Below are 17,935 nucleotides of genomic sequence, written 5' to 3'. Positions count from 1 at the left end.
CAATTCAGGGTGATTTCATGTATCAAAGCACTGCAGCGCTAAGAACTGCTTTCTTGGAGTATTTCCGCAAAAATGGTCATCAGGTTGTGGACAGCAGTTCACTGGTCCCTGTTAACGATCCTACGTTACTCTTTACTAACGCGGGTATGAACCAGTTCAAAGACGTATTTCTGGGTGAAGATAAACGTAATTACACTCGTGCTACCTCGTCCCAGCGCTGTGTACGTGCCGGCGGTAAACATAACGATTTAGATAACGTAGGTTACACTGCACGTCATCATACTTTCTTCGAGATGTTAGGTAACTTCAGCTTCGGTGATTACTTTAAGCGTGAAGCGATCACATTTGCGTGGAACTTCCTGACTCAAGAGCTGAACATTCCTAAAGAGCGTCTGTGCGTCACCATTTATGATACAGATGATGAAGCCTATGATATCTGGACCAAAGAGATAGGTGTTCCGGCTGAAAACTTGATCCGCATCGGTGATAATAAAGGCGCTCCATATGCCTCTGACAACTTCTGGCAGATGGGTGACACGGGTCCTTGTGGTCCTTGCTCCGAAATTTTTTATGATCATGGCGAGGATATCTGGGGCGGTCGTCCTGGTACGCCAGAAGAAGATGGTGACAGATTCATCGAGATCTGGAACATAGTCTTCATGCAGTATAACCGTCAGTCCAATGGCGACATGTTGGCGCTTCCTAAGCCTTCTGTCGATACAGGTATGGGAATTGAACGTATTGCGGCCATCATGCAGGGTGTGCACTCTAACTATGAGATTGATATTTTTCAGGCGCTGATCAAGAAGACGGCCGAAATATTAGCTGTGACCGATTTAGAAAACAAATCGTTAAGAGTTATCTCCGATCATATTCGCTCATGCGCATTCTTAATTGCTGATGGTGTGATGCCATCCAATGAAGGCCGGGGCTATGTACTTCGTCGCATCATACGTCGTGCGGTTCGCCATGGTAATAAGTTAGGTGCAACCGACTCCTTCTTCTATAAGTTGGTGCCAACCTTAATCGAAGTTATGGGTGATGCGGCTAAGGGGTTAGTAGAAACTCAAGCCATTGTGGTTAAATCATTGAAGGCTGAAGAGGAGCAGTTTGCGCGTACTCTTGAACGTGGTTTAGGGATCTTAGACAGCGCGCTTAACGCACTTAGCGGTAATGTTCTCGATGGCGAGACAGCTTTCAAACTCTACGATACTTATGGTTTTCCGGTCGACCTGACAGCAGATGTCTGCCGTGAACGTGAAATAACGGTAGATGAAGCAGGTTTTGAACTTGCTATGTCAGAGCAAAGAAAACGTGCACAAGCAGCGGGTCAGTTCGATACCGATTACAACGAATCACTTAAGATAGATGAAGAGACTGAATTTTCAGGTTATATCGATCTTGTTTCGAACTCAAAAATCACCGCTATATATAAAGAAGGTGGATCTGTTACTGAGATAAATGCCGGCGAAGAGGCCGTTGTTGTGCTCGATACCACGCCTTTTTACGGTGAGTCAGGTGGTCAATGCGGTGATAGGGGTACGCTAAGTACGGATGGTATAGAGTTTATCGTTAAAGATACTCAGAAGTATGGCCAAGCCGTCGGTCATCTTGGTGCCTTGAAGACGGGTAGCCTAGTCGTTGGGCAATCGCTAGTGGCGAGTGTCGATAAGACGCTGCGTCAGCGCACCGAGCTTAACCATTCTGTGACTCACCTGCTCCACGCGGCGCTGCGTCAGTTACTTGGTACTCATGTGAGCCAGAAAGGTTCATTGGTCGACCCTGAGCGTTTACGCTTCGATTTCTCACACTTTGAAGGGGTTAAGCCTGAAGAGTTGCAAGCCGTTGAAGACTTAGTGAATACCCAAATTCGTCACAATCATGAATTGACAGCACAAGTCATGACTATCGATGCGGCGAAAGAGAAGGGCGCTATGGCCTTGTTCGGCGAGAAATATGCCGATGAAGTGCGTGTCGTTACCATGGGAGACTTCTCAATCGAGCTCTGTGGTGGTACCCATGTAGGACGCACCGGAGATATAGGTTTATTTAAGATCACCTCGGAAGGCGGCATTGCGGCGGGTATACGCCGTATCGAAGCTGTGACTGGCGCTGCTGCAATGGCTTATGTGGCTGGTCAAAAATCTGAGTTAGATCAAGCAGCCAAGCTACTCAAGGCCGATACTAGCTCTGTCGTGACTAAGCTTAAGGCGCAACTAGAGCGTACGAAACAGCTTGAGAAACAGTTATCTCAGCTAAAGGATAAGCTTGCGGCTGCCACGAGTGCAGATTTAGCGGGTGAAGCTCAAGAGATTAACGGCGTTAAAGTCTTAATTAAGAAGCTTGATGGCGTCGAGCCAGGTGCCTTAAGAGGTTTACTGGACGAGTTAAAGCAAAAGCTGGGATCAGGAATTGTAGTATTGGGTATCGCAGGTGACGCTAAGGTTAACCTGATTGTGGGCGTGACCAAAGATCTGACCTCTAAAGTAAAGGCCGGTGAATTGGTTGCTAACATCGCTGCACAAGTCGGTGGTAAAGGTGGCGGTCGCCCTGATATGGCTCAGGCTGGCGGAAGTCAGCCTGAGAACTTAGATGCCGCTCTGGCTCAAGTGTCATCTTGGTTAAAAGAGCGCTTAGATTAAGTGAAGACATAGCCGATGCTGATTAGGCCATAAATTTGTATTCGACTAGATAGTTTTACAATGTCTTATCTAATGTAAACAAAAGGACGCTATATTTATATAGCGTCCTTTTTTATTGACGTTATATGCATAGAGGCTCCTTTGTTGTTGCTGATGATTAGTAGACTGAGGCGAGAAGAAAATCTATTATTGCAATGAGATGTATAAAGAATACGCTTTTAGTTTCGTCGACTGTAACCCTTACTAGGTGAAGCTTTCTGGCTTGTTGTAAGTTCTGTTGAGTTGTTTATGTAAAATTTGTCAAGTTAAATGGTCAATATTTAATGCATTGTGCTTGGGTGCTGCTTTAACCCTTGGTAGGGCTGGGATTTAATGCTAATTTAATCTAATGGTTTGATAATAGTTATCCTGCGGGCTCGAGGATCTAGCCATATGGGAGTGCTGTTCGAGGACTAGATCACGCTTTTGACTTAAATAAGGTGTATTTTAATGGTGGTTTTCCACTAGGGTACTATTAATTTGTACTAAGCTAACCTTATAATAAGCATATAACGGAATAGTATCGTATAAAGCTAAATTTGGAACTAAAGGAGTAAACGAATGCTGATATTGACTCGTCGTGTTGGTGAAACACTGATGATTGGTGATGAAGTGACTGTCACTGTTTTAGGCGTTAAGGGTAATCAAGTACGTATTGGTGTTAATGCACCTAAAGAAGTATCTGTGCATCGTGAAGAGATCTACCAACGTATTCAGTCTGAAAAAGCAGGCAATGCGTCTGAGGGTGGAAATTTCTAGCCTTAAAAGTCTTAAGAGTTACCTCTTAAAATAGAAGAGTCAGTTTTTAACTGACTTTTTTGTTTTCTGGCTTTTAGTTTCTCGTTTTTTTTACACTGATAGTCTAAGTGTGTTCCGGTGTTAGAACGACATTTTAATTACATAAATACGATGATTTATACAGAGTTTGATTGATATCTGACTAATCTGTTTAAAAACAGCTCAAACAGAAAACCTTTATAAGAAATGGTTTGACTTATTTTCGTCAAACAGTAATATGTGCGCCAAGAAACGGAGAGGTGGCCGAGTGGCCGAAGGCGCTCCCCTGCTAAGGGAGTATGGGCTTTAAATCCCATCGAGGGTTCGAATCCCTCCCTCTCCGCCATTTCTTACTTGCAAAAAAAGTTGCGGATGTAGCTCAGCTGGATAGAGTACCTGGCTACGAACCAGGCGGTCGGAGGTTCGACTCCTCCCATCCGCACCATCTTTTGTAAGTTGACGGGAATATTGAGACGCGTTGCGGATGTAGCTCAGCTGGATAGAGTACCTGGCTACGAACCAGGCGGTCGGAGGTTCGACTCCTCCCATCCGCACCATTCAATATAATATAAAAGTAGTAAAGTTTTATTTGTGCGGATGTAGCTCAGCTGGATAGAGTACCTGGCTACGAACCAGGCGGTCGGAGGTTCGACTCCTCCCATCCGCACCATATTTAAATTTCTAGTTGATATATTGACTGGAATTATTGATTTTTCATTGATGTTTGATTGAAAAGTTAAGTAAAACGAGATTTGCGGATGTAGCTCAGCTGGATAGAGTACCTGGCTACGAACCAGGCGGTCGGAGGTTCGACTCCTCCCATCCGCACCATTTACTCGTTTTATGATTTTCGGAGAGGTGGCCGAGTGGCCGAAGGCGCTCCCCTGCTAAGGGAGTATGGGCTTTAAATCCCATCGAGGGTTCGAATCCCTCCCTCTCCGCCATTACAAATAAGCCCGTAGACAACGTCTTCGGGCTTTTTTGTCCCAAATCATTGCTAGTGGTTTATATTCTACTAATAATGTTGTTATCTCTGGCCAGATAGCAGATATACAAAATATGCGGATGTAGCTCAGCTGGATAGAGTACCTGGCTACGAACCAGGCGGTCGGAGGTTCGACTCCTCCCATCCGCACCATTTTGTATTAGAATAGTATTGAACAGCGTTGCGGATGTAGCTCAGCTGGATAGAGTACCTGGCTACGAACCAGGCGGTCGGAGGTTCGACTCCTCCCATCCGCACCATTCAATACAATGTAAAAAGTAGTAAAGTAAAGTAGTAAAGTTTTATTTATGCGGATGTAGCTCAGCTGGATAGAGTACCTGGCTACGAACCAGGCGGTCGGAGGTTCGACTCCTCCCATCCGCACCATATTCCATTTCTGATTAACGAATGTTAATTGGAAATAGGGTTATCTTGTTTAGATAACCAAGATGACGAGATTTACCTGTGTAGCTCAGCTGGATAGAGTTACCGGCTCCAAATCAAGTGTTAGGAGTTCGAATTTCTCTAGCGCTCTGCGTCATCACCAATAGACCCGTCGACTCATGTCCGCGGGTTTTTTTGTGCCTGATATTTTCTCTTTTATTTATCTATGTTTCAGTAATCTTTTCCTTCTTGCTTATCCCTGCATCAATTTTCGACTCTAAATTGCATAAATTCTCATTTATGGCTATTTCTGTTCGTTCAGCTGAATTCACTTTCCGAACATTATCTGTTTTTTAATCGTTATTTCCATTCCACGGACTTTTCATTGATGAATGTTTGGTAGATACCGGTTTTAGTTATTGTATTCTCATTGGTGGGTGTTTGTTTTTACTAATCTTGGTATGACCAATTTACAAGTGTCTCGCTATTTTGTTATAGATTGGTTATTGTTTTTCTAGTGATAGACACTTAATGCTTCTTTAGACGACTATATTTTATCTTTTAAATAATGAAAAATAGCTCGTAAGTGAATAAAAAACTGGAATGGTTCTGTTTGTATTCAATTTTGAATACTTGTGTAGAGAGTGCATACGACGCTAACTAACTTCTGTTAATACTGAGGATGATATGAACTCGATATCTGAGCAAATTGTGCAAGCCGTAGGCATCATGTTTTTAGGCATGGGTCTGGTCTTTGTATTTCTGACAATACTCATTTTAGGCATTAAATTGGTGGCGATGAAATTTGCCCCTTTGCCCCAAGAGAAAGCAACAAGGACTACAGAGAATAAAAGCACTCAGCCAACAGGAATGGATCCAAAAATTGTCGCGGTGATCACTTCGGCCATCCATCAATATCGCGCAAAAGCATAATAATATTAGTAGGGAGTTTTCATGAGCAATCCACTTGCATTAACTGATGTTGTCTTAAGAGATGCACATCAATCAATCCTCGCCACACGTCTTCGACTCGAGGATATGCTCCCCATCGCATCCAAACTAGATAAAGTTGGTTTCTGGTCTCTGGAGTCATGGGGAGGCGCGACGTTTGACTCTTGTATTCGTTATCTTGGTGAAGATCCCTGGGAGCGATTGCGTGAGCTAAAGAAGGCGATGCCAAATACACCTCAGCAGATGCTGTTAAGGGGACAAAATTTACTGGGTTATCGTCATTATGCCGATGATTTGGTGTACAAGTTTGTCGAGAGAGCTCATACAAACGGCGTCGATGTGTTTCGAATATTCGATGCCATGAATGATGTACGTAATTTGGAAACATCGGTGAAGGCAGTGGTCGAAGTCGGTGGACACGCTCAGGGGACTATCTGCTATACCACGAGCCCGGTGCATACCTTAGATTCTTGGGTCGACATGGCAAAACGTCTGGAAGATATGGGTTGCCATTCACTGTGTATTAAAGACATGGCTGGCCTATTAAAACCTTATGATGCTTTCGATTTGATTAGCCAAATAAAATCTCAGACAGATCTACTGGTCTCGATGCAGTGTCATGCTACAACCGGACTCAGTACTGCAACTTATCTTAAAGCCATCGAAGCTGGTATCGACGTGCTCGACACCGCAGTGTCTTCCATGAGTCAGACCTATGGCCATAGTGCGACCGAAACCTTAGTTGCCATGCTAGAGGGGACTGACAGGGCTACGGGATACGATATGGCCTTGCTCGAAGAGATTGCCGCCTATTTCAGAGTCGTACGTAAGAAATATGCGCAATTTGAAGGTGAACTCAAAGGCATTGACTCTCGCATCCTCAGGGCTCAGGTTCCCGGCGGTATGCTGACGAACATGGAGATCCAGCTCAAAGAGCAGGGCGCTAGCGACAAGTTAGATCAAGTGCTGGAAGAGATACCTAAGGTGAGGCAAGATCTTGGCTATCTGCCATTAGTCACGCCAACCTCGCAAATTGTCGGTACTCAAGCGGTTATCAATATATTGACTGGTGAGCGCTACAAGTCGATGACGAAAGAGACTGAAGGTGTGTTAAAAGGCGAGTATGGCGCCACTCCAGCCCCGGTCAATGCCGAGCTACAAGCGCGCGTGCTTAAGGGGGAGGAGGCGATAACCTGTCGTCCAGCGGATCTGCTTGTTCCTGAGCTCGATAGGCTTACCGCCGAATTACACCAGAAGGCTGATGCAGAGGGGCTTGAACTTGCGAGTGAGTCGGTCGATGATGTATTGACATATGCGCTATTTCCGCAAATTGGTCTTAAGTTTATCAAGAATCGTAATAACCCCGATGCATTCGAACCTAAGCCTGGAGAGAGTGTAGCGACTCCTGCTAAGCCTGCAGCTTCAGTATCTGAACGAGGTTCAGAGACTTACACTGTCAATGTTCAGGGTCAGAGTTATGTGGTGCAGGTCTCACCGGGCGGCGATATCAATCAAATAGTATCCAGTGAGAATGTCGTTCCTTTCGTTGCGCCAAATGTGGCTCAAGCCGCTCCTCAAGTTGCAGCAGTGATTAAACTTGAGATGAATGCCCCTCTATCCGGCAATATCTTTAAAGTGAATGTGGCTCCGGGTGACACGGTCCGAGAGGGAGATGTGGTGATCATCTTAGAGGCGATGAAGATGGAAACAGAAGTTCGCGCTGAAACCGATGGGGTGATCAGCAAAGTATGGGTCAAAGAAGGTGACTCTGTCGCCGTTGGTCATCAATTACTTGGCATAGCTTAGGAGTCTCAATGGAAGGATTAATTGCTTTTTGGGCTGCATCGGGAATTGCTAATTTTACCGGTGGCCAAGTATTGATGATGGCTGTCGGTGCCTTGTTGCTATTTCTGGCGATAGTGAAGGGATTTGAGCCCCTGTTATTATTGCCGATAGGATTCGGGGCTATCTTGGCCAATATTCCCAATGGTGGCTTCATCGATGAAGGGGGCTTACTGTTTCTTGCCTATCATGTAGGCATAGAAACTGGGGTGTTCCCTCTGCTTATCTTCATGGGAGTTGGGGCGTTAACCGATTTTGGTGCCTTAATCGCGAATCCTAAGATGCTATTGTTAGGTGCAGCGGCCCAGTTTGGTATTTTTGCTACCTTAATCGGTGCAATAGCGCTTAACTGGGTACCTGGTTTCGAATTTAGCATGAAAGACGCGGGCGCCATCGCGATCATAGGAGGTGCCGACGGTCCTACAGCCATCTTCTTAGCCTCTAAACTCGCCCCTGAACTCTTGGGAGCCATTGCGGTAGCAGCATACTCTTATATGGCCTTGGTTCCTCTGATCCAACCACCTATCATGAGATTGTTAACCACTGAGTCTGAGCGTCAGATAAAGATGGAGCAGCTGCGTGAAGTGAGCAAGAAAGAAAAGATCATCTTTCCTCTGATGGTGCTGGGATTAACTATCTTGTTCCTGCCTGCTGCGACGCCCCTGGTCGGCATGTTCTGTCTGGGCAATCTGATGCGGGAATCCGGTGTAGTCGACAGACTGTCGAACACGGCTCAGAACGAGCTTATTAATATTGTGACCATCTTCCTAGGTTTGGCTGTCGGATCTAAGTTATCTGCCGATAAGTTCCTTCAACTCGAGACCTTAGGGATCTTAATACTCGGCGCGATAGCCTTCGCCATAGGCACGGCTACAGGCGTCTTGATGGCTAAGCTAATGAGTAAGCTCTCTGGCGGTAAGATTAACCCGCTGATTGGTGCCGCTGGAGTCTCAGCGGTCCCTATGGCTGCGAGGGTGGTCAATAAGGTGGGGCTGGAAGCGAATCAGCATAATTATCTGTTAATGCATGCCATGGGCCCTAATGTGGCTGGAGTACTTGGCTCCGCCGTAGCCGCAGGTGTGTTGATTGCTGTGCTTGGTTAAGCCTTATACCAATTGGTTAGAGCCTTATAACATTGAGCCCATCATCTGATGGGCTTTTTATTTCCCGTCCGCTTTTCGTTTGATTCTTATCATTTTACCTTTATGTATCTCTGTTTGACTCTGTTTGTATATCTTCTATTCTCAGTAGAGGGTGGTTTCAAAATTATGTCAATTAAAAGGACTTTACTATGGCTGAATCTCTGTTCGATAAATATGGAGGGTTCGACACATTTACTCTGGTCGTGAGTCGTTTTTATCAAAAGGTGCTAGATAGCGATGAGCTGGAGCATTATTTTAGAAACGTTAATATGGATAATTTGATGGCTCACCAAACTAATTTCATAGCAAAAGCGCTAGGTGGCCCCGATGCTTATGAAGGCCGCGATCTTCGTCAGGCCCATATCAACCTTGATATTACATTGCCTCATTTTTTGGAAGTTGCTGAACTGCTCCAAGAGTCACTTGAAGAGGCTGGCGTCGAAGGTGATGATGTCGAGTCTATTATTCAGATAGTAGGCAGCTTACAAGATCAGATTGTAATGCAAACATAGATAATCGCACTGAACTTAGGATGAGTATATGCGGCCATTAACGTTTGAGCTATTTGACCTTATGGATCATGGCGTCGGCTTGTGTTCTGTGGGAACTCTAGAGGTCTTGGAGGCCAATTCAGCTCTGATTGCTTGGTTAGAGTTAGGGCCGAACCAAAACTATTTAAGTGATCACATTAACGCTGAGGATATAGTTCGCATTAAGCGTTCGATTGAAAAAAAACGAAAATATCGCTTTTTCCAAGCGTATTCAATTCATTCTCGTGAGGATACAATAGAATTTATTTGCAGTACCATTTCTCTATTAGATAACCAAGAGTTCTTGCTTATTCAAGCTTCAGTCAATAATTCTGATAAGCATTTGAAGGCATTAGTTAAAAATCATGCCATTTTATTAGAGAAAAATAACCAGTTACTCTTAGAGGAAAAGTTAAAGGCGGAAGCGGCAAATAGCGCTAAAGATCAGTTTCTTGCTGCAATGAGCCATGAATTAAGGACCCCGTTGAACGGCATATTAGGTATGGTGCAGCAACTAGGTAGATCATGCTTAACAAGTTCTCAGAGTCATTATTTGGAGACTATAAACTGTTCAGGACAGCAATTATTGGCAGTGATCAATCAGGTGCTGGATTATTCAAAAATAGAATCGTCGGAGTTAGTTTTACATCCGGTAGTCACTGATCTGGCATCTATCATGACTCAAGTGTCGAAAATTTGTGGTGATCAGCTTTTATCTGATCATAATGTCGAGTTCCATACCCAAATGAGTCCTGATATCCCTTTGGTCATGGTCGATGATATTAGGTTAAAGCAGGTCTTAATTAACTTAGTTAACAATGCCCTCAAATTTACGCATCAGGGACAGGTTAATTTCATCTTGGAGCTTAGATCAAGGATAAGTAAATCTTGTGAGCTGACATTTAAAGTGGCTGATACAGGTATCGGTATTTCCGAGGAGAGAATTGAGCATATTTTTGATCCATTTATTCAGCATTCATTTTCTACAACCCGAGAGTATGGTGGAACAGGCCTTGGTTTATCGATTTGTAAACACTTGGTAGAAAAAATGGGGGGGACTATTAATGTAACAAGTCTCCCCAATGCAGGCAGTCAGTTTATTATCAATTTATCTTTGGATATAAGCCATGACATTGTCGTTGGCAAGGGACACTGTGTAGAAGAAACGCGCAGCCATGATGCTTCTATCATCAAGGGGAAAAGTATTCTGATCGTGGATGATATAGCGCTAAATAGGGAAATAATCAGAATGCCTCTTGAGGAGTTAGATACTCAATTATACCTCGCCGAAAATGGGGCTCAAGCGGTAGAACTTTTCAAAATGCACGACATTGATTTGATTTTGATGGACTGTCTTATGCCTGTCATGGATGGTTTTGACGCGACAAAAGCAATACGTAAAATGGAAGTTAATGGCAATCGGGTGCCTATCTTTGCTGTGACGGCGAGTGTCTCTGAGGAGGTAACTCAGACATGTAAGTTAGCAGGTATGGATGAGGTGATGCTTAAACCCTTCGACTTTGAGCAACTTATCAAAAAAATCTGCTTTAGATTAATGAACTGATTTTGTTCTTATCTGGAAATATCTCTGGCTAAGTGATTTAAAATCAGTGGCTGTAGTAAACGAAAGCATGAGTATGTCCGTGTTATTAGGTGATGTAGATCACATAAGTATTAACTCAGATTAAATAATCTCGACTAAAGCTATGGTGAGATTGAAGCAAAGGATTGATGGCTTTATAATCAACGCACCTTTTTTTACATCGAAGCAGATATGGATTTCTCAGCAGATGAATTGGTTTTTTCAAGGAACTCTTCTCAAATAAACCGACCCAAACCGACGCCGTTAGTTCTCGAACTCTTTCGGTTCAAACGCAGATCCCCAATAGGTTGGCCACTATATTACAACATTCTAATTTATCACTATTGGCCGAAGGATAAGGTTATAAGTTATGGATCCCACTGCATCTAGATATTGATGAGTTTGGGGAATTCAAGCCCAATTTGGGTACCCCAGAAATTATAGACATCAATGGAAGCGATCGTAGTTGGCGTGTACAAACACCGCTCAATGTAACCTTAACAGATCACTCAGATAGACCTGTGGGAGATATTCTTTCTCTGTCTTCGACAGGACTAACCTTACGTATGCAAGATAAAGATGCTGGTATGAAAACCTTTTTGTAGCCCCTAATATATTCAGCTATAAAACGCCTCTTAACTGATGTATCTATCTAAATGTGAACTGATGAAAAATGATTTTTAGTGTTTTATCTATCTGTGATTTTATTTCAAATTCTCTAATGCATCCGTGCTTGATTTAGATCAAGACATCTCTAGGTCATGTGAGGTCTTATAAAGGTGATCCAAATCACAGTGACAACTTTTAGTTGCTAAGACAGTCTCGAATAAAGATGACCAGACGGCAGCCAGATGTCGTAAAACAATAAGAGGTGTACCCATGGAGTTATTGCCGAATTGCTATACAGATCTTTGTATCAACGGGAAATGGTTTCATTATGACCATGGAGAGACGGCGGTATTCATGCTTAACGGTAGCAGCCCGCTATCATTTGAATTAGACACTATGCCTACAACGGAAGGTGAATTAGAGATGCACTTAACGTGTATCTCAGAAAGCTTGGTCAATAAAGAATAGAAGCGGAATATTCATATGCGATAGTTTTAGAAAGCGATAAGTTGACCGATAAAAATAAAGCCACTGTCCCAGAGAGTTCAGTAGCTTTATTGCATTGCTCGGTAGTTAATACGTCCTAACCACAGCACTTCTTATATTTCTTACCGCTACCACAGGGGCAAGGATCATTCCTGTTGGGTGTTTTCTCGAATCGAGTCGTGACAGGCTTGTTCAAGATGCCATCTAGCTCGATGATATCTTCAACCCCCTCAGCATTGACCTCTATGTTCGCCAGTAGCCCATGCTGCTCAAGAATGGCCTCTACCTCTGATTTACGCTCATCTGAAACCACGGATAGACTCAGTGGATTTTGACTGGTGCCAGCTTTTTGGGTGCGTTTAGTGTTAAAGCCATAGCTTTCGTGCTTAGGTTTTGGAGTTTTACGCCCCATGAAGAAAAACTTATCTGACATGATTTGTTCCAGAGTTAACGGTTAGAAATGAGATAAAGCAGATTTGTGTGAGCTTATACTATAAACGCGGCAAGATTTCCAATTAATCCCTATTCGATAGCGATTATTAGACAGTTAAACGGCGCTAAATACTAAACTGATGAGACAAGGTTATGGGTGTAGAGCAGAAAATTAACTGCGAATATTTTGCTCGGCAGTCACCCAGAGTAACAGTCCCAGGGAGAGGATCACCGTCGCGCTAATGGCTATGATATAGATGAAACCTTTCTTTCCTTGCTTAATGGGCACACCGTTGAAATGCAAAAAAAGTGTCCATAAGAGACAAAGAAAAATAGGGAGCAGAAAGACTTTTGCCATTGTGTATCCTTCAGTGTTGCAAGTCAGGCTTGTAAGCCAAGATTAAGATGGGGTAAGTATAATACCAATCCTACTAAATATCTGATCTTTCAGTCGTATCTCTAGAACATCTAACATAGCATAAAGGGCTTTGCCTTTGCTTCTAATATCAGCAGACGGATTTTGAACAGGCTATTCGAAAACAAGCCGCTATCGCGGCTTGTTTTAACACTGAGGGTTAGCAGGTGTTAGCTTCTTGCTTCTTGCTTTAGGGGCTCATCTTCTGCGGCGTAGAACTGCTCTTCATCAAGTTGCCCTTCAGACTTACCTATGACCACAGCTGTCATCATATCGCCAGTGACGTTGGTGCTGGTTCTAATCATATCGATAATACGATCGATGGCAGCGATGAAGGCGATGCCTTCTAATGGTAAACCGACGACACCCAGAGTCACGGATAGCATCACCATAGCACTACCTGGTACACCTGCCGTGCCTACTGAGGCTACTGTTGCAGTCACTGCGATAAGCATGTAATCGGTCATATCCAGTGAAATGCCGTAGATTTGTGCGATAAATATGGCTGCAATCGCAGGATAAATGCCACCACAACCGTCCATGTTCATGGTTGCGCCAAGAGGCAATACGAAGGAGGCATAGCGTTTCGAAACACCCATGGACTCGGTGCAGCGTGTACTGGCCGGTAGAGTACCGAAGCTGGAAGCTGTGGTAAATGCAACAATTTGTGCCGGCATGGCTTTACGGAAAAACTGGAGGGGACTCAGTTTAGCGACAAATTTAATCAAGCCACCATAGACGAAGATGATATGGATAAAGGCTGCGATATAGATGGCGGCGATGAACTTACCTAAAGGCAACAGGGTAGACAGGCCATATTCGCCCACTACCCAGGCCATCAAGCCAAAGACACCGATAGGAGTCAATTGGAGGACCATACGGGTCAGCTGGAACATGACTTCTGCACCAGCTTCGAAGGTGCGTTTTAATGGCTCAGCCTTCTCGCCTACCTTGTTGATGGCTATGCCTATCAATGCCGCAAACACTATGATCTGTAATACCTTGCCTTCGGCCAGAGAGGCGAAAGGATTGACCGGGATCATATCCAGCAATACTTGTACAAAGCCGGGAACATGACGCTCTCTTACTTCCGTTGCAACCAGATCCATGCTGCCGCCCATGTCGATAAGCGAGCCTACGGTTAAGCCTATTAAGGAGGCTAAAGTACCGGTAAACATAAACATGGCTAACGTTTTAAAACTTAAACGCTTCAAGCTCACCTGTGAGCCTAGTGCTGTGATGCTAACAACGATGGCACAAAATACCAAAGGTGCCACTAACATCTTGATGGCGCCGATAAAGAGGTCGCCTAAGGGTTTAAGTACTGTGGCTGACTCGCCAAAGATCACCCCTATCATTGCCCCTAAAAAAAAGCCTGCTAAGACTTTCTGCCAAAAAGGGATCTGTTTAATGGTTTGCCACATTATGTAATTCCAAGTGATTTTTATTATTAACATTCAAAAAAGCGCTGAATACTTGCCTAAGCCTTTTTAGAACAAAATTAGATCAGACAATTATCCGATGCTGCATTGTATAGACAGAGTGGCTTGCAAAACAAACCGATTTCGTTATAACTTATTGTGATAATTAAGTTTGTTTTAATAACTTTAAAGGTTAACACTTGAGTAACATGGTTTTTTTCACTGGGTTTATCACAAAAAATTGCTTTTTTTCATTAGGTAAGCATTTATGACAGAGTTATGGTTGATGTTTAGTGCGGCGTTTCTTGCTGCAACCTTGTTACCGGGTGGATCAGAAATTTTACTGGTAGCATTACTCAATGATGACAGTTCTAACTGGTTGGCTTTCGTTATTCTTGCCAGTGTGGGTAATACATTAGGATCGATAACCAGTTATTATCTGGGGACTTTAGGTCGTTTTGCCCGCAGTCCGGAGGAGATGGCTAAAGGAAAATATAAGCGCTCTATTGCCCTCATCGAGAAATATGGATATTGGGCCCTATTGTTAGCCTGGACTCCGATTATCGGCGATCTATTGTGTTTATTAGCAGGGTGGATGAAACTTCCCTTACTCAGATCGACTCTGATGATATTAATAGGTAAAAGTGTGCGTTATTTTTTAGTCGCCGCATTTGCACTTCATTGGTTATAGACAGGTAAAAGTGTACCTTCTATATTGGTCGCGGCGACTGCTCTAGATTGGGTAATGTTACTTCAGATAATTTGATATTAAGGATTTGAAAGTGAAAAAATGGATATTAGCTATAGCCATCTCAGCTGCTTTAGCGGGGTGTGCCAGCCAAGAGTCACCAGTCAATCTTCCTGCGGGAGTGACCTTGTTAGAAACGGTTAAGGTTGCCGAGTCTGAGATTGGGATCCCTTACAAGAAGTATCAGCTTGCCAATGGACTCATCGTCATTCTCCATCAGGACGACTCAGATCCTTTAGTCCATGTGGATGTGACCTATCATGTGGGCTCTGCCAGAGAGTTTGAAGGCCGTTCGGGTTTCGCTCATCTATTTGAGCACATGATGTTTCAGGGATCACAACATGTCGGCGACGAACAGCATTTCAAAACCGTCACCGAGGCCGGTGGTACACTGAATGGCACCACCAATACCGACAGAACAAACTATTTCGAGACTGTGCCGAGTAACCAGCTTGAGAAGATGCTTTGGCTCGAGTCTGACCGTATGGGATTCTTCTTGCCAGCTTTAACGGAAGAGAAGTTCGAAGTTCAGCGTGAGACCGTTAAGAACGAGAGAGCACAGCGCATCGATAATCAGCCATACGGGCGAATGGGCGAGCAGTTTAATCAAGCTTTTTATCCCCAAGGTCATCAGTATTCTTGGCCTGTCATAGGCTGGCCGGATGATCTGGAACGCGCCAATCTCGATGACGTGAAACACTTCTTCCAGCGTTGGTATGGCCCCAATAATGCCACCCTCACCATAGGTGGAGATTTCGATGAATTTCAGACTTTAGCTTGGGTTAACACGTATTTTGGTGAGATCCCAGCAGGTCCTGCAGTTAAAGCCGATGAGAAGCACTTATTGACCTTAGATAAGACTCGCTATATCTCAATGGAAGATAAGATTCATCTTCCATTGCTGCGTATCGCCTTTCCAACAGTTTACGCCCGTCATCAGGATGAGGCTGCCCTAGATCTGCTGTCTAATATCTTAGGTGGCGGCAAGACCTCAATCTTCTACAAGAATCTGGTTAAAGATGGCTATGCGGTGCAGGCCGGTGTGAGTCACCCTTGTCAGGAGTTGGCTTGTCAGTTCTCTATGTATGCTTTGGCTAATCCTGCTAAAGGAGGTAATTTAGCCGACATCGAGAAGCTAATGAAGCAATCCATTGCCGAATTTGAGCAGCGTGGTGTTACCGATGATGACTTGGAGAAGGTCAAAGTGCAGTTTGAAGCCGGGACGATTTTTGGCTTGCAGAGCGTATCGGGTAAAGTTTCTACCTTAGCATTTAACCAGACTTTTTCCGGTAACCCCGACATGATCTCATCGGATCTAAAGCGCTACGCCAGCGTGACTAAGGCCGATGTGATGCGGGTATTCGACAAATATATTAAGAACAAACCTATGGTGGTCATGAGCGTGGTTCCCGAGGGACAAGAACAGCTTATCGCCCATGAAGATACTTTCACGCCCCCAGAGCTAACGGTGTCCAACACCGCGGTAGAAGGGGTGGCTGATCATAAGCAGATTGTTTCGGCTTTCGATCGCACCATAATGCCAGCTGCGGGACCAGCACCTGTACTTAAGGTTCCCCAATTGTGGACTGGAAAACTGGCTAACAATATCCAGGTGATGGGCACAGAGAGTGAGGAGACGCCCACGGTCGAGCTCATCATCTATCTTAATGGCGGTCATAGATTAGTGCCGGTCGAAGATGCGGGGCTTGCAGGCTTAACCGCTGCCATGCTCAATGAGTCGAGTAAGAAACGCAGTTCAGAAGAGCTTGCTCAAGCATTAGAGATGCTAGGCAGTAGTGTCACCTTCGGTTCCAGTGCCTATCAGAGTTATGTGAAAATCTCGAGCCTGACCTCACGCCTCGATGAGACACTGGCTATTGCTCAGGAGCGATTATTTGAGCCGGCGTTCAAGGCTGAAGATTTTGACCGACTGAAACAGCAGCAACTGCAGAGTCTGCAGCACATGATGTCTGATCCTAACTTTTTGGCCAATACGGCTTTCGATAGTTTGATGTATGGCAGTGCTAGCCCATTGGGGGTGAGCAGTAGCGGCACCTTAGAGTCTGTTTCCTCGTTAACCTTAGATGATATTAACGCTTTCTATCAAAAGCAGTATCGAGCCGGTAATGCACAAATTATTGCGGTGAGTAATCTGAGTGAATCCGAAATTATGGGTAAGTTAGCTGGCTTTAGTCATTGGAAAGGCGAAGCTACGCCTCTGCCTAAATTGGCAGATCTACCTCAACTCCAAGGGGGCAAGATCTATATTTTAGATAAGCCCGGCGCCGCGCAATCTGTCATTAAAATTGGTAAGCGTGCGCTGCCCTATGATGCAACGGGAGAGTACTTTAAATCTTATCTGATGAATTATCCCTTAGGTGGTGCCTTCAATAGTCGTATAAACCTTAACTTACGCGAAGATAAAGGTTATACCTATGGTGCCCGTAGTTACTTTGCTGGTGGCATTGAGCAGGGGGTTTATGAAGCCCAGGCAAGCGTGAGAACGGATGTGACATCTCTGGCCCTGGTGGAATTTTTCAATGAGATTAACAAGTACAGCCAGTCGGGAATGACTGATGAGGAGTTGGCATTTATGCGGGCCTCAGTTTCTCAAGGAAATGCACTGGATTATGAGACGCCCTATCAAAAAGCGGGCTTCATGCGCCGCATACAGCGTTATCAGCTCGATGCTGACTTCACCAAGCAACAAACTAAGATCACTAATTCAATCAGCAAAGATGAATTGAATCAGCTGGCTAGAAAACAGTTAGATCTTAAGAGTATGCTGGTATTAATCGTGGGTGATAAGGCGTCGATCGAGGCGGATATTAAAGCACTCGGTTATCCGGTGGAAGATTTAGAGTTGTAATCGCTGAATTAGGCCATATATCTAATGGTAGTAAGTTGCGGCATCTCGTTAGAAGTGGATGTCGCTGCTTTATGGCTTAGA

The 17,935-nt window shown here is 44.3% G+C and carries 14 protein-coding genes and 9 tRNA genes; 20 read left to right on the top strand and 3 right to left on the bottom strand.

The window, feature by feature from the left end:
• Window positions 1-17: 17 nt before the first annotated feature.
• From alaS to FS373_RS08145, 18 genes are all read left to right on the top strand, one after another.
• A complete protein-coding gene (gene alaS / locus FS373_RS08230) occupies window positions 18-2,642 on the top strand; it encodes an alanine--tRNA ligase (protein ID WP_152829241.1) in 2,625 nt (874 codons plus the stop codon).
• Between the two features lie 600 nt (window positions 2,643-3,242).
• Entirely contained in the window at window positions 3,243-3,440 is a 198-nt protein-coding gene (gene csrA / locus FS373_RS08225) for a carbon storage regulator CsrA (RefSeq protein WP_076416871.1), read from the top strand.
• 272 nt (window positions 3,441-3,712) lie between these two features.
• A tRNA-Ser gene (locus tag FS373_RS08220) sits at window positions 3,713-3,804 on the top strand.
• 22 nt (window positions 3,805-3,826) lie between these two features.
• Window positions 3,827-3,903, top strand: a tRNA-Arg gene (locus FS373_RS08215).
• A 35-nt stretch (window positions 3,904-3,938) separates the two neighbouring features.
• Window positions 3,939-4,015, top strand: a tRNA-Arg gene (locus tag FS373_RS08210).
• 36 nt (window positions 4,016-4,051) lie between these two features.
• Window positions 4,052-4,128 (top strand) — tRNA-Arg (locus FS373_RS08205).
• Window positions 4,129-4,212: 84 nt separating this feature from the next.
• Window positions 4,213-4,289, top strand: a tRNA-Arg gene (locus FS373_RS08200).
• A 21-nt stretch (window positions 4,290-4,310) separates the two neighbouring features.
• Window positions 4,311-4,402: transfer RNA gene (locus FS373_RS08195), tRNA-Ser, on the top strand.
• 117 nt (window positions 4,403-4,519) lie between these two features.
• Window positions 4,520-4,596 (top strand) — tRNA-Arg (locus FS373_RS08190).
• 30 nt (window positions 4,597-4,626) lie between these two features.
• Window positions 4,627-4,703: transfer RNA gene (locus FS373_RS08185), tRNA-Arg, on the top strand.
• A 50-nt stretch (window positions 4,704-4,753) separates the two neighbouring features.
• Window positions 4,754-4,830 (top strand) — tRNA-Arg (locus FS373_RS08180).
• A gap of 684 nt (window positions 4,831-5,514) precedes the next feature.
• Window positions 5,515-5,760: an OadG family protein gene (locus FS373_RS08175; protein WP_144045502.1), complete on the top strand. Its 246-nt coding sequence runs from the start codon at window positions 5,515-5,517 to the stop codon at window positions 5,758-5,760.
• Between the two features lie 21 nt (window positions 5,761-5,781).
• The gene (gene oadA / locus FS373_RS08170) at window positions 5,782-7,584 is read left to right on the top strand and encodes a sodium-extruding oxaloacetate decarboxylase subunit alpha (RefSeq protein ID WP_144045503.1); all 1,803 of its coding nucleotides are present in this window, start codon (window positions 5,782-5,784) and stop codon (window positions 7,582-7,584) included.
• A gap of 8 nt (window positions 7,585-7,592) precedes the next feature.
• The gene (locus FS373_RS08165) at window positions 7,593-8,723 is read left to right on the top strand and encodes a sodium ion-translocating decarboxylase subunit beta (RefSeq protein WP_144045504.1); all 1,131 of its coding nucleotides are present in this window, start codon (window positions 7,593-7,595) and stop codon (window positions 8,721-8,723) included.
• A gap of 188 nt (window positions 8,724-8,911) precedes the next feature.
• Window positions 8,912-9,274: a group I truncated hemoglobin gene (locus tag FS373_RS08160; protein ID WP_144045505.1), complete on the top strand. Its 363-nt coding sequence runs from the start codon at window positions 8,912-8,914 to the stop codon at window positions 9,272-9,274.
• A gap of 28 nt (window positions 9,275-9,302) precedes the next feature.
• A complete protein-coding gene (locus FS373_RS08155) occupies window positions 9,303-10,856 on the top strand; it encodes an ATP-binding protein (protein WP_152829240.1) in 1,554 nt (517 codons plus the stop codon).
• 440 nt (window positions 10,857-11,296) lie between these two features.
• Complete coding sequence (locus FS373_RS08150) at window positions 11,297-11,479, top strand: hypothetical protein (protein WP_144045508.1); 183 nt, start codon at window positions 11,297-11,299, stop codon at window positions 11,477-11,479.
• A gap of 274 nt (window positions 11,480-11,753) precedes the next feature.
• Window positions 11,754-11,951: a hypothetical protein gene (locus FS373_RS08145; RefSeq protein WP_144045509.1), complete on the top strand. Its 198-nt coding sequence runs from the start codon at window positions 11,754-11,756 to the stop codon at window positions 11,949-11,951.
• A gap of 115 nt (window positions 11,952-12,066) precedes the next feature.
• Here the strand turns inward: FS373_RS08145 and FS373_RS08140 are convergent, their stop codons facing one another.
• From FS373_RS08140 to FS373_RS08130, 3 genes are all read right to left on the bottom strand, one after another.
• Window positions 12,067-12,402 carry a PBPRA1643 family SWIM/SEC-C metal-binding motif protein gene (locus FS373_RS08140; RefSeq protein ID WP_144045510.1) on the bottom strand — a complete coding sequence of 112 codons (336 nt, stop codon included), beginning with the start codon at window positions 12,400-12,402 and terminating at the stop codon, window positions 12,067-12,069.
• 171 nt (window positions 12,403-12,573) lie between these two features.
• On the bottom strand, window positions 12,574-12,759 hold the full coding sequence (locus FS373_RS08135) for a hypothetical protein (RefSeq protein WP_144045511.1): 186 nt from the start codon (window positions 12,757-12,759) through the stop codon (window positions 12,574-12,576).
• Window positions 12,760-12,986: 227 nt separating this feature from the next.
• The gene (locus tag FS373_RS08130) at window positions 12,987-14,243 is read right to left on the bottom strand and encodes a dicarboxylate/amino acid:cation symporter (protein ID WP_144048879.1); all 1,257 of its coding nucleotides are present in this window, start codon (window positions 14,241-14,243) and stop codon (window positions 12,987-12,989) included.
• 262 nt (window positions 14,244-14,505) lie between these two features.
• Here FS373_RS08130 and FS373_RS08125 point away from each other — a divergent pair, with 262 nt between their 5' ends.
• A complete protein-coding gene (locus tag FS373_RS08125; RefSeq protein WP_152829238.1) occupies window positions 14,506-14,928 on the top strand; it encodes a YqaA family protein in 423 nt (140 codons plus the stop codon).
• A gap of 91 nt (window positions 14,929-15,019) precedes the next feature.
• Window positions 15,020-17,854, top strand: a complete 2,835-nt coding sequence (locus FS373_RS08120) for a pitrilysin family protein (protein WP_322619467.1) — start codon at window positions 15,020-15,022, stop codon at window positions 17,852-17,854.
• The last annotated feature ends 81 nt before the right edge of the window (window positions 17,855-17,935 follow it).

The organism is Shewanella sp. YLB-07, assembly GCF_009377275.1.
The sequence above is the reverse complement of the archived record's forward strand: the minus strand, read 5'-3'. Positions and strand labels throughout refer to the sequence as shown.